This is a genomic window from Xanthomonas sp. NCPPB 3200 (assembly GCF_056393585.1).
Genome location: NZ_CM150785.1, coordinates 3,929,572 through 3,942,432 on the forward strand (window position 1 = coordinate 3,929,572; position 12,861 = coordinate 3,942,432).

At 68.3% G+C, this 12,861-nt stretch carries 7 protein-coding genes; all 7 read right to left on the reverse strand.

The annotated features are described in order from the left end of the window. Positions 1 to 75: 75 nt before the first annotated feature. The 7 genes from AC06DU_RS16895 to pncB all read right to left on the reverse strand — a co-directional run bounded on the left by AC06DU_RS16895 (position 76) and on the right by pncB (position 12,708). Positions 76 to 4,611: a cellulose biosynthesis protein BcsC gene (locus AC06DU_RS16895; protein WP_478202874.1), complete on the reverse strand. Its 4,536-nt coding sequence runs from the start codon at positions 4,609 to 4,611 to the stop codon at positions 76 to 78. After that, complete coding sequence (gene bcsZ / locus AC06DU_RS16900) at positions 4,593 to 5,774, reverse strand: cellulose synthase complex periplasmic endoglucanase BcsZ (RefSeq protein WP_478202875.1); 1,182 nt, start codon at positions 5,772 to 5,774, stop codon at positions 4,593 to 4,595. The genes AC06DU_RS16895 and bcsZ overlap by 19 nt, the downstream gene beginning before the upstream one ends. Further along, positions 5,771 to 8,086, reverse strand: coding sequence for a cellulose biosynthesis cyclic di-GMP-binding regulatory protein BcsB (bcsB, locus tag AC06DU_RS16905; protein ID WP_478202876.1), 2,316 nt, complete (start codon positions 8,084 to 8,086; stop codon positions 5,771 to 5,773). Before bcsB ends, bcsZ begins: the two co-directional genes overlap by 4 nt. A gap of 44 nt (positions 8,087 to 8,130) precedes the next feature. Next, on the reverse strand, positions 8,131 to 10,275 hold the full coding sequence (bcsA, locus tag AC06DU_RS16910) for a UDP-forming cellulose synthase catalytic subunit (RefSeq protein WP_434981720.1): 2,145 nt from the start codon (positions 10,273 to 10,275) through the stop codon (positions 8,131 to 8,133). A 92-nt stretch (positions 10,276 to 10,367) separates the two neighbouring features. Beyond that, positions 10,368 to 10,853 (reverse strand): hypothetical protein, encoded by a 486-nt coding sequence (locus tag AC06DU_RS16915; protein WP_434981719.1) that lies wholly within the window; start codon positions 10,851 to 10,853, stop codon positions 10,368 to 10,370. Between the two features lie 28 nt (positions 10,854 to 10,881). Continuing rightward, on the reverse strand, positions 10,882 to 11,337 hold the full coding sequence (gene bcsD, locus AC06DU_RS16920) for a cellulose biosynthesis protein BcsD (RefSeq protein WP_065032844.1): 456 nt from the start codon (positions 11,335 to 11,337) through the stop codon (positions 10,882 to 10,884). A gap of 174 nt (positions 11,338 to 11,511) precedes the next feature. Next, positions 11,512 to 12,708, reverse strand: coding sequence for a nicotinate phosphoribosyltransferase (pncB, locus tag AC06DU_RS16925; protein WP_104575359.1), 1,197 nt, complete (start codon positions 12,706 to 12,708; stop codon positions 11,512 to 11,514). Positions 12,709 to 12,861: the final 153 nt, after the last annotated feature.

Consider the following 12,861-nt stretch of genomic DNA (forward strand, 5'->3'; position numbering starts at 1 on the left):
GCCGGCCAGAGACACCCACCACAGCGCAGACCAACCGCCACGGCCCGATGGCCGCGCGGTCGGTCTGCCTTGTCCTCAACGATCGGCAGCGTATGGCGAGGTCAGCACCTGCGGCGCACGACCCAGTGCCGCACCCAGGCGATCCATCACGAACCGCAGATAGAGATTGCTGCTGAACTGGTTGTAGTCGCGCGCATTGTTGAAGGTCATGCGCCCGCCCAGGAACAGCTGCGGCGCCACCTGCCATTCGGCCGCGCCACTGAGGTTGTAGGACACGCCGGTGCGGCTTTCGCCCGCATACACCGGGTCGGTGTAGCGGTTGACCAGCCCGAGCAAGGCCGCCAGCGAGGCGGCATCGTAGGCCGCCTGCTGCAGGGTGGGATCGGTCGGAAAATACGGCGAGGCGTCGGTGCTGAAGTGCTGTACGCCGATGCTGGCATCGACCTTCCAGTTGACCGTTTGACCGGCGCTGCGGCCGCTCCAGTGCACCGGGAAACCCAGGTCCACATACTCCTGCGGGCTGAAGTAACCGCCGTGCCCATAGGTGAAGCCGCTGAGGTTCTTGTCGTACTGCATGGCGGTGAGATTGACGCCGGCCGTGAGCGACTGGTGCTGGGTCTCCAGTGCGTGCACGTAAAAGCCAAGATCGACCTGGCGCTGGTCGTTGTCGGCGACGTTGTTGCCGAGCAAACGGTGCGCGGCAAGATTGGCATAACCGCCAAGCAGCCCATTGTCGGCAGTGGCCGACAACGACACGCCATTGCTGGTCACCCCGCCCCATTCGCGGCCGCTGCGTGCATCCTGCGCGCCGGCGAACGACAGCACGCTGTCGGTGACCGCGCGCCGCGAGGCTTCGGCCGACCAGCTCACCGCATCGCCAAGCTCGCCACGATAGCCGACGCCGCCGATGAGGTTCTGCTCCTGGAAGCCGATCGGGGTGCTGCCGATGTCGGCACTGAACCCGCCATTGCGATAGCGCACACCGACGCCCACCCCGGTGTCGTCCTGGCTGAGCCGGCGCGCGCCGTTGCCGGTGGCGGCCATGGTGTTGAGCGTGGCCGCCAGCCCGGCCGGGGTCTGTTGTGCGGCGGCGGTACTGCCGGCCAGCGCGCGCAACGCGGCCGCATCGCCGGCAGCCAGCTGTTCGCTGAGCGCGGCGTTGCCGAGGATGTCGCGCGCCAGTTGGGCGATCGGCGTGTTGGAGGCGTTGATGCCGAGCAGGTAGGCCGGCAACGGTTCGTTGGCCAGCGCCGCCACGGCGGCGGCATTGCTGTTGTTGTTCTCGACCAGCAGGTCGTTGAACAGGCCGGTGTTCAAGGCGTAGCGACGCAGGCGTTCACGCGTGGCGGCGGTGTCGCCTTCGGTGGCGAGCAACTGGTACATCGACGAGCTGACCAGCGTATCGATCGGGCCGCGATCGGCCGCCAGCGCATCGTTGATGGCGGTCTGCGGGCCACTGCCGAAGCGGCTGGCGGTGACGTAATCGGTGGTCAGCGTGCCGGCATCGACGATGGTCGGGGTCAGGGTGACGCCGAGCTTGCCGTCGCCGACCGCGAACTCGGCCTGGACCGGCATTTCGATATCGTCCAGGCGGCCCAGACCGTCTTCGCCATCGCGCGAGCGGTACAACGCGCCGCCGGCGAGGTTGTCGCTGTTTTCCGACTGCACCGCACGCAGTTCGTCGAGCACGCCGTTGCCGCTGCCGAGCGGCGGCAACGCCTGTGCGGCGGGCTTGGTCAGACGTGGACCGGCGTCCGCGGCGATCGGCGCGACCGCGCGCGCGGCAAGCAGCCCGTCGCCGCGCGACGAACCGCGCATGCGGCCGCTGGAGACCGGCAGCATGGCGGGCGCAGCGCCGGCGCTGACCGGCGGCGGCAACGTATCGCCACCGTTGTCGGCAGACGCACCAATCGGTGCGGCAATGGCGAACCGTGCAGAGCCCGGCGACGCTGCCACCGGTGCAACTGCCACGTCGCCATAGGCGCTACCCGCATCCATGCGCTCGGACAACACCGCCGGCGAGCGCGGCATGCCGCCGGTCATGCCGGAAAACGGATTGAGCGGGCGGCTGGAGGACGCGACCGCGGACGGACCACGCGCGGACGGCAGGCCATTGTCCAGTTGCCCGGCCTGACGCTGCTGGGCAGCCAGCGAGGCGCGGAAATACTGCTCGGCCTTGCGGTTCTTGCCGGCGCTGCGATACACGCGGCCGGCCGCGGCCAGCACCTCCGGCGACTCCGGTGCCTGCGCCAGCGCGCGTTGCAGGTAATGCTCGGCATTGCGCAGGTCCGACTGCGCGGCCGCGCTGTTGGCGGCGGCAGTGAGCGTGTCCAGGTCGTCGGGATGACGCTGCAGGATCTGCTGGTAGATCGCCAGCGCCTGACGCTGGTCGCCGGAGGCGGCATACAGGCGTGCGAGCGCGGCCTGCGCATCGCGGCTGTCCGGTTGCTGGGCCAGGATCGGCGACAGCGCGTCGTAGGCGCCTTCCAGATTGCCGAGTTCGCGCAGCGCATCCACCTGGCGCAGCGTGTAGGCGCTGCGCAGGCGTTGATAACGACGCAGCTGTTCCGGGGTCAGGGTGGTGGCCTGCAACTGGCGCAGCACCGCCGACAGTTCGGCGTCCTGGTGCGCGCGCAGCAGCACGCCGGCATATTGCAGGCGATCTTCGCTGCGCACCGTGGCGCCGGTGACCAGGCGCTGGGCCAGGGTCAGCGCGCGCGGGGCGTTGCCGGCATCGGCATGCGCGCCGGCCAGTGCGGCCAGCAACTGCGGGTCGTCGAGCTGATTGCCCAGCGCGGTTTCGGTGCGCGCCAGCAACTGCTGCGCGTCGCCCGGCCGGCCCTGCTCCACCAGCAACCGTGCCTGACGCGCCTGCAGTTCGATCCAGGCGGTGGTGCGCAGCTGGGCCATTTCCGGCGTGCGCGAGGCGACCGGAATGCGCTCCAGGCTGTCGTAGGCGCCCTGCCAGTCGCCGCTTTCCTGCGCCAGCAAGGCGTTGGCCTGCAGCGCTTCGGGTTGGTCGCCATGCACGGCGAGCAGGCCATCCATCACGCTGCGGGCCTGGTCGGGGCGGCCGGCCTGTTGGTACAGGCGGGCCAGATCCAGACGGATCCAGGCATCGCCCGGGCGCTCGACCATCGCCGCTTCCAGCTCGGTCTGCGCGCTGACCGCATCGCCGGCTTCCAGCGCCTGGCGGGCGCGCGCGCGCTGCACGTTGGAACGCAGCAAAGCCTGCCCACCGGCTTTGGCACGTTCTGCGGCAGGCAGGCGATTGAACACGTCGCTGGCTTCCTGCATGCGGCCCTGGCGGCTGTACAAACCGACCAGGCCCTGCAGCGCGCCGGCATTGTCGGCATCGTGCGACAGCGCCTTGCGGTAGCTGGCCTCGGCGGCGGCCGGGTCGCCGGCGGCCTGCAGGCCGCCCAGCGCCACCTGCGCGGCCGGCTCGTTGGGCAGCAGCTGCACCGCCTGCTCCACCAGCTGGCGCGCCTGGGCCAGATCGCCACGTGTGCGTGCGGCCTCGGCCTGCTGCAGCTGCAGCCAGTAGCGCGCGCTATCCAGCGCACCTTTCCATTTGCCGTTATTCGCCGCGGCCGGGCGCAGCAGCTCCTGCGCTTCGGCAAAGCGCTGCTGACGCAGGCGCACCGAGCCCAGGCCGCCGAGCGCTTCCGGATCACGCGCACGTGCGCGCAACACCTGCGTGAAGCGTTGTTCGGCAGCGCCCAGATTGTTGGCGCCCAGCGCACGGAAGCCTTCGCCCAGCAGCACGCCATTGGGGTCGGCCGGCGCGGCGGCGGCGGCGCTGCGTTGTTCGCGCAGCTGGCCGAGTTTGGCGGTGACTTCCGCATCGGCCGGGATACCGGCCAGGAATGCCTGGTACAGCGGCGCATCGGCCATGCCGGCGTTGAGCCACAGCAGCGCCTGGCGCCAGCTGGTGCGCGCCGGCCCGCCGACATCGGCGCGTTGCGCCAGCGTGCGCAGTTGCGCGATGCCGTCGCGGCGGGTGGGTTCGCGGTAACTCAGCACCTGCGCCAGCGCCAGCTGCACGGACGGGTTGCCCGGTTCGCTGGATTGCAGGCGTTGCAGGCCATCGCGCGCACGCTCCCAGCCGGTGGGAGTACCGGCCAGCGACTGGTAGTACTCCAGCGCCAACGCCGGCGGCGGCGGCTTGCCGGCGAACAGCGCTTCGTAATTGCGCGCGGCTTCCACATAGCGCCCGGCCGCGGCGGCGCGGCGTGCGTTGCGCAGGTTCGGATCTTCGCCGGCAGCGCTGCTGCCACGGGCGCCGATCGCCACGCGCAGGCGCTGTGCCTGCGGCGATTGCGGGTGTGCGGCATCGAGTTGCTGCAGGCGCTTGCGTGCTTCGGATTGACGGCCCTGCGCCAGATCGATCTGCGCCAGGCCGAGCAAGGCGTCGGGCTGATCCGGATCGACGCCGAGCAGCTTGCGCCAGGTGTCGGCGGCCAGATCGTCGCGGCCCTGGTCGTGCCAGTAATTGCCCTGCCCGACCAGTTGCTGGGTGGCGCTGGTCTGCGCCTGCACCGGCGAGGCGAGCAGGCACAGGTCGATCATGCCGACGAGGTACAGCGGGGTCAGTTTTTTGCGGAGCATGCAGGCGTTCTCCAGGCGGGCAGCAGGCGCCCGTCTGCGGCAAAGCGGTAGCGGTTCTCAAGCCAGCCCTGTCCGAACAGGGCCAGCGTGCGTTCGAAGTACGGCAGCGCAGCGGCTGCCGCTTGTGCGGCGGCGGGAATGCGCTGCGCCTGCGCCTTGAGCAGCGCGGGCTGATCCATCGCACTCAGGTAGGGCAGCAGCGCGGCAGAAAACCCGACCGGCAATGCGCCGCTGCCCACGCCGCGCGCGGTGTCGATCTTTTCCGCAAACGGGGTCTGTGCGGCGAGCAGGTCGGCCGGGCCGGACAGGTCGCGCAGCAAGCCGCTGCGCAGCGGCTCGCCGGCATCGAGCATGCCGGCCCACAGATACACGCGGATCGCGTCATAGCTGCCGACGTTGCCGCGCTTCGGATCGGGACTGAAGCGCTCGCCATCCCACACCGTCCAGTCCGGCGCAAAACCCACCGGCGCGCTCTCGCGCAACACGCGCGCGGCATTGCTGGCGATCGCCGCCCACGGCCCCTTGGGGTCGGCGTTGGCGCAGCGCCGCAGCACCTGGATCGGCAGGTAGCTGGGATTGAGCGTCCAGCGCTGCTTCTCGGCAAAGCCGGTGCGGCCGGGCAGCAACATCGCGCCCAGGCCCGGCAGCGTGGCCACCTCCTGTTGACGCATCAGTTGCAGGATCTGCTGGCCGGCCTTGACGTACCCGGGCCGGCTCCACAGCCGGCCGGCTTCCAGCAGCGCGTAGGCAATCCACAGCTCGCCATCGCTGGCGGTATTGGCATCGAGCACGCGCCAGCTGCCGCTGCCATCGCGCCCCCACAACCACGCCGGCAGATTCAGATCCGGGCGGCCGCCGCACAGATTGTGGCGGGTCCAACCCAGCACCTTCTCGAACAGCACCTGGTCGTTGTTGACCAGGGCGAAGAACAGCGCGTACGACTGACCTTCGGAGGTCGAGCGCTGGTCCGGATTGAGGAAATCCACCACCCGCCCGTCGGGCTGGATGTGCTTGTCGACGAAGGCATTCCACAGCGGCCACGGCCCGCATTGGCTGGCCGCCGCCGCTGCGCGCGTGGGCAGCAGCGCGGCCAGGCCGGCCAGCGCACCGGCGCGCAGCAGGCTGCGGCGTGTCATCGCTGCGGCGCTGTCGTGCGCGCTCATGCGCTGCCGCCGTCGGCGAGCCGCTCGGCGGCATGCCGGCGCAGCAGCACGCGCGCGGCCAGCGCCAGCAACAGCGCCAGCAGCACCACGGTCAACGCCAGCCACACCGGGTGGTGCGAGAAGTACCAGCGCAACCAGGTCGGGAGCGGCAGATGGCCGACGTAGTAGGTCTGGTTGCCGACCAGGCTGATGACCTTTTTCTGCTGCAGCAACACCACGCTGCCCTGGAAGTCCTTGAGCAGGGTCGGGTCGAACCAGGCATCGAACAGCCGGCTCATGTTGGCCGGGTCTTCGCTCTGGAACGCGACCACGCTGCGGCCGGACTTCAACGGCGATTCGAAGCCCATCAACAGCACGTCGTCCGGCTGCGGTTGCAGGGCGATTTCCGCGGTGGTCGGCAGGTCGGTGCGGCGCGCGTCGAAGGACAGGAAGCCCGGCAGCTTTTCCAGCACCCAATCGGTCAGCGCAAAGCGGGTCGCCTGCCCGTCCTGGCCCACCGGCAGCTGTGCGCGCCACTGCTTGAACAATGGCTGCGACTGCACGCTGCCGAGCAACAACAGGTCGCGGTCGGCATGCTGCTGCACCGCGCCGGCACCGATGATCTGCGCATGCAGCGCCGGATACCCGGTAGAGGCGCCGAAGCGTCCGAGCAGGGTCAGCACATTGCCCAGGTCCTGGTCGCCCGGATTGTCCGGCAGCACGATGGTGGATTCGGACAGATCAGCCAGGCGCGTGAACGGGTAACCGGCATTGGCGAACGCGGCCAGGTTCGGCATCGCCATGTAGTGGTGGAAGCCGCTCAGGTCGATGCTGGAATCGGCATCGATGGCGCCGGACACATCCGGGAAGGTGTTCTTGCACTGCTCGCCCTGCGGGCGATCGAAAAAGAAGTGGAAGCGCAACTGGCTGTTGGCCGAGAACGCACCCACCGGCAATGTCAGATCCTGATGCACCGGCATGCTGCCGCGTGCACCCAGGCTGTTCCACCAGCGCCTCGGGGTGGACTCGGCGAACGGGCGACCGGTCAGCGGCAGCGTGGTCACGAACGACTCGTTGATGCTGACGTTGAGCGCAGACTTGTTATCCACGTCCGGCACCGTGTAGCGGTATTTCAGCGCGACCGGAATGCCGTCGCGCTCCCACACGAACAGGTCCGGCGGCAACTGCAGGCCGATCCGGATCAGGTCCGGATGATAGCCGCTGACATTGAGCTGGCCGGGCTGGGTCACCAGATCGCCGAAGCGCACCGGATGCTCGCTGGACACCCACTTGGGCGCGTCGTACGGCCGACGCGGCGCCGGCGCGCTGACCTCGCCGATGCGGGCGACCGCCCCGGTCAACGGCGCGCGCAAGGCCAGCGCGGTGGCCGCGCGTTGCAGGTCTTCGCTGTTGCGGCCGAGCACCAGCAGCAGCTTGCCGTTGGGATCGGTCGGGTTGACCACCACTGCCACGGTCGGGCCACGGATATCGGCCACGCCACTGTCGGCGGTGGCGAACTGCTCCGGCAGCGTGCTGGGCGTGGCGAACACCACTGCGTTGCCGGTGGCCGGCAGCGCTTCGGTCGAGGCCGGGAACACCGCGCCGCGGTAGCCGGCCAGGGTGCCGAACCACGAGGCCACCACGCCGGCCGCCTGCAGCGTGGCGTTGTCCGGGCGCTGCGGAAAGTAGAACGGCAATTCCAGCCGGCGCGTGTCGCGCACATCGAAGAACGGCACCGGCAACAACGCCAGGTTATTGGCCAGCGCCAGCGGCGTGGTGGTCAGCGACAGGCTGGTGGCCGCGTCCACATTCGCCCACAGGCTGCTGTGGTCGGGGTCTTCGCACTCGCGCGTGTAATGGCCGATCAACTGCAGGTTGAGCTGGTTGTAATCGGTGACCAGGCGCGGGTCGATCGGCAGATCGGCCGAGAGCAGCTTGCCGGCATTGGCCTTGTCGGCGGGCAAGGTGCCCACGGTGACGCCATTGATGGTGACCTTCAGATGCGACAGGTCCGGCAATAGCGCGGGCGAATAGCTGTATTTGAGGTTGAGCGTGGCGGCGGTGACGATCTCGTCGCTGCGCACGCTGAAGGGCACGCCGGCACTGCCCTGCACGCCGCGCAGGGTGATCTCGTAGTCGATGCCGAGCTCGCGCAGGCTGGAGGTGCGGGTGCTGCCGGCCGGCATCGGTGCCGGTGCGGGCGGCGCGCTCGCGGCGGTGCCGCCCTGCCCGGTCGGCATGGTCGTCGCCGTTGCCGGTACGGCCTGCTGCGCCTGCGCCAGGCCGGTCAGCAGGGTGAGCACACAGGTCAACACGGCCGGGGACATTCGCATCAATGGCTTCTTGGCAGGGAAAAGGAAAACGGCAGGCGTCACGCTCACGACTCCAGATCCAGCGCGCGCGCCGGGCGGAAGCCCTGACGCGCACTGAGTGCGATATGTCCGCCCAGGCGTCCGAAGCCGCGCGCGCTGGCGGCCAGCACCTGGCCCAGCGAGCGCCAGAACGCATCGCGGTCGTGCTGGCCCCATTGCGACAGCCAGATGTCGGCGCGCGCAAAGGTCGAGGCCACCAGCCAACGCTCCTGTTCCATCGACATCGCGGTGAACTGCACGCTGACCTGGCCGTCGCGGTCCTGCCGCACCACCGCCGGCAAGGTCTGCTCCACGCCGCGGTGACTCAGGCCGATTTGCACCGGCAACCCCGGCTCGATCGGCTGCGGCTGGGCGAGCCTGATCGCCATGCCGCCGGTGGAAAAATTCAATGAGCGACTGGGCAGCACGCTGCCATCGGGCAGATACAGATTGACCGGGACATCCAGCGGCACGCGATGGGCGCTACGCACCTGGCGGGTTTCGCTGGCCGTGGCGATAGTGGCGCCCAGCAGCACCATGTTGTAGAGCGTCCAGGCCAGGTTGAACCAGATCGTCTGCTGCTCGCCGCTGCCGCCGACATAGATCAGGCGCAGCACGCCGGCAGCCACACCGGCCAGGTTGAGCAACAGCAGGAACAGGTATGGCTTGGCGATTTGCGCATCGAAATAACTGCGCGCCACCAGCCCGCCCTTGGGCGTGACATTGAACTTGCCCAGCTTGGGGTTGAGCAGCGCGACCAGGGTGGGACGGAAGATGTACCAGGCCAGCGTGGTCTCGTAGACCTCGTTCCACAGCAGATGGCGGAAGCGGCTCTGCACCCGCAGGTTGGTCAGATTGGCCTGCAGGATGTGCGGCAACGCATAGGCCAGGATCATCAACGCCGAGGCCTGGATCACGTGCGCGCCGAAGAACAGATAGGCCAGCGGCGCAGTGAGGTAGATGATGCGCGGCAAGCCGTAGAAGAAGTGCAGCATCGCATTGAGGTAGCACAGCCGCTGCGAGAACCTGAGCCCGCGCCCCAGCAGTGGATTGTCGATGCGCGCGATCTGCGCCATGCCGCGCGCCCAGCGGATGCGTTGTGCCACATGGCCGGACAGGCTTTCGGTGGCCAGGCCTGCAGCCTGCGGCACCGCCAGATAGGCGGTGCGATAACCGCGACGCTGCAATTTGAGCGCGGTGTGGGCGTCCTCGGTGACGGTTTCCACCGCCACCCCGCCGACCTCTTCCAGCGCGCTGCGCTTGATCACCGCGCAGGAGCCGCAGAAGAAGGTCGCATTCCACTGGTCGTTGCCATCCTGCAGCAGGCCGTAAAACAGCTCGCCTTCGTTGGGCACCTTGCCATGCGTGCCCAGGTTGCGTTCGAACGGGTCGGGCGAGAAGAAATAGTGCGGCATCTGCACCAGGGCCAGCCTGGTGTCGCGCAGGAACCAGCCCATCGCCACCTGCAGGAAACTGCGGGTGGGAATGTGGTCGCAATCGAAGATCGCCACGTACTCGCCGCTGCACTTCTTCAGCGCGGCATTGATGTTGCCCGCCTTGGCGTGCGCGTTGTTGGTGCGGGTGACGTAGTTGATGCCGACCTCGGCACAGAAGTCGCGGAACGCGTCGCGGCGGCCGTCATCGAGCAGATGGATGGTGATCTTGCCGGCCGGCCAATCGATCACGCTGGCCGCCAGCACGGTGGTGCGCACCACCGACAACGGCTCGTTGTAGGTGGGAATGAACACGTCCACGCTCGGCCACAGGGCCTGGTCGGCCGGCAACGGCACCGGCTTGCGATCGAGCGGCCACAACACCTGGAAATAGCCCAGCACCAGGATCACGAACGCATACAGCTCCGCGCCCAGCAGGCCCAGACCCAGGATGAAATCCACCGCGCTGCCTACGCCCATGGTCTGGGTCGTGCGCCACCAGATGTAGCGGCATGACACCGCCAGCGACATGCCCATCATCGTCAGGATCACCACCCGCCCGCCGCGCTTGCGCACCGCCAGCGCAACGGCGAACAGCACCCCGGAAAACACCAGTTGCTGGGTGACATCCATCGGCACGGCGACCACGAACACCAGCAGCAAGCCGCCCAGCAACCATAGCGCCCAGGTCGCCAGCATGGGCAGCGGTGATCCGGAACGGCGGCTGGCAGCAGTCATCAGATAATCCTTCAAGTGTGGCGGCGTGCGGCAAAACGAGGCGAAACGGGCGAGCGCAGCGGCGCTTGCCGAAGGTCACGCGGTGGTGCTGATCAACGCGAGCGCAGTCGCTGCAGCGGGCTTTGCGTCGCGCTGGGCGCATCGGCCTGCAACAGCCGCTGGAACAAGCGCTCCAGCGGCGTCTGCGCCTGGCGCTCGCCCGGCTGCGCTGCAGGCGCTGCAGGCTCGTCGAGTTGACGCAATTTGCGCAGCGGCGCGAGCGCATCGAGCGGCGAGCCTGCCGTCTCTTCGGCAGGCACGGACCGGTGCGCCGCCGGCACTGCCTGCATGGCGATCGAAACGCTCGGCGCCGATGCGGCAGGCGCCAGCAGCGGCGCTGGCGTCTGCACGGTGTCCGCCGCAGCGGGGGCCTGTTCGACCGCTGCCGGGACCGGCGTTTGCGTCACTTCCGGCCTGCGCGACGGCAGCTGGGTGTGGGCGAAATCCTGATAGCCCGCGCTCGCCGGCGTCCCCAACCGCGCGAACAGGCCGGACACATCGTCATGCCCGGAGGTTGCCTTGTTGTTCTTCGGTGCCATCACACTCCCCTCGCCCGACTTCAGCCGTTCATGCCGTCCGCAGCAACACGAAATTGCGCAGATCGACGCTGTCGCCTGGCGCGGTCTGCACCGCCAGGCCTGCCAGCATCCCCAGTTGCTGGAACCACCCTTCGTACACGCCCTGCAGGAACCCATCGCTCCATGCCGTGCCATCCAGCGCTGTACTCAATGGCGCACCGGCGTGCTGGATCCGTACGTGGTCGGCGTGGTCGTGCATCGCGCACTGGCCCCAATCACAGCGCTCCCACACGGCGTTGGCGGCCTGCTGCATCTCGTCCAGGGTCGTGCAGTGCGCCAGCCGGTGCTCGCGCGCGAAGCGCCGGCCGATGCGCGCCATCAACGGGGCCAGATCGTCCTCGGGCAACTCGGCGCCGAACTCGGCGGCCATCGCACGCACAAAGCCCAGCCATTGCCGGGAGCAGCTGCGCGCTCGGTACAGCGACAATGGGTCGGGTGCAGTCATTCGGGCATCGCGTGGGGAGGAGGCCGTCCGTCAACGTCGCGTGCATCAAACGTGAAGTACGCGTGATGCCAATGTTAACGAACCCATGCGGACAATTGAGCGCTGCATCGCATTTTTTTGGCCATTCCCTGACAGGGCCGCCAAATCCCGGCACAAGCTGCCGCTACACGTCAGTCACTGCCGCGCGTGGTCACCTGATTCCGGCATCGGCGGCAGGCCGAATACATCGCGCAGATAGCGCAGATAACCGGCGTCCTCGCACATGCTCTTGCCCGGCGAGTCGCTGAGCTTTGCCACCGGCTGCCCATTGCAGCGGACCATCTTGATCACGATCTGCAGCGGCGTCGGCCCCAGGTCGTTGGTGAGGCTGGTGCCGACCCCGAACGCCAGCCGGCAACGCGTATGGAAGTGCGCGTACAGCCGCATCACCTTGTCGATATTGAGGCCATCGCTGAACACCAGCACCTTGGTGGCGGGGTCGATGCGGTGTGCCTGCAGGTGGGCGATGACGCGCTCGCCCCATTCGAACGGGTCGCCCGAATCGTGCCGCATGCCGTCGAACAGCTTGCAGAAGTACAGATCGAAGTCGCGCAGGAACGCATCCAGCCCCACCACATCGGACAGGGCGATGCCCAGATCGCCGCGGTACTCGCGCGCCCACGATTCCAGCGCCGCCACCTGCGAGTCGCGCAACCGCGGCCCCAGTGCCTGGAACGCCTGCAGGTACTCGTGCGCCATCGTGCCCAGCGGGGTCAGGCCGTAATGCTTGGCGAAATACACATTGCTGGTGCCGACGAACTGCTCGCCCAGGCCATCGCGCAGCAACGGCAGCAACTCGCCGTGCCAGTGCCGCGAATAGCGCCGCCGGGTGCCGTAATCGGCGATCTTGCAGCCGGCCGGCATGCTGCGCAGGCTGCTCACCTTCTCGCGCAGGCGGCGACGGCCTTCTTCGTAATCCGGCTCGGAGGTGTTGCGGAACCACACCTCGTTGATGATCGCGAGCAACGGCACTTCGAACAGGATGGTGTGCAGCCACGGCCCGCGGATGGTCAGCTCGATCTCGCCCGGATGGGTGGTCGATGCCGACAGCTGCAGATACTTGCGGTCCAGATGGAACAGCGCCAGGAAGTCGGCAAAATCCGGCTTGATGAAGCGCAGGCCACGCAGATAGGCCACCTCGTCTTCGCGCAGCCGCAGCCGGCACAGCGCATCGATCTCACGCGAGATCTCGTCGATGAACTGGGCCAGATCCACGCCGGGCGTGCGGCACTTGAAGCGGTAGTCGACCTGCGCGGCCGGATGCTGATGCAGCACCGCCTGCATCATGGTGAATTTATACAGGTCGGTGTCGAGCAGCGAATGGATGATCATGCTGACGGATTATGCCCGCAGCGGCGATCGCGCTGCGTGCAAGCCGCCGATGCGTCCGGGAGGCGATGCGCTGCGTGGCGGCAGTGCGCTTCGCCCCGGCAAGTCACCTCGGCAATTGCGCCTGGCGTTCTCTTGGAGAGTGCCAGGCGCCAT

Bases quoted from the DNA above. Each gene is read 5' to 3' on its own strand.
- bcsZ (WP_478202875.1), bottom strand. From the start codon at position 5,774: ATGAGCGCGCACGACAGCGCCGCAGCGATGACACGCCGCAGCCTGCTG.
- bcsB (WP_478202876.1), bottom strand. From the start codon at position 8,086: ATGCGAATGTCCCCGGCCGTGTTGACCTGTGTGCTCACCCTGCTGACC.
- AC06DU_RS16915 (WP_434981719.1), bottom strand. From the start codon at position 10,853: ATGGCACCGAAGAACAACAAGGCAACCTCCGGGCATGACGATGTGTCC.
- AC06DU_RS16895 (WP_478202874.1), bottom strand. From the start codon at position 4,611: ATGCTCCGCAAAAAACTGACCCCGCTGTACCTCGTCGGCATGATCGAC.
- pncB (WP_104575359.1), bottom strand. From the start codon at position 12,708: ATGATCATCCATTCGCTGCTCGACACCGACCTGTATAAATTCACCATG.
- bcsA (WP_434981720.1), bottom strand. From the start codon at position 10,275: ATGACTGCTGCCAGCCGCCGTTCCGGATCACCGCTGCCCATGCTGGCG.
- bcsD (WP_065032844.1), bottom strand. From the start codon at position 11,337: ATGACTGCACCCGACCCATTGTCGCTGTACCGAGCGCGCAGCTGCTCC.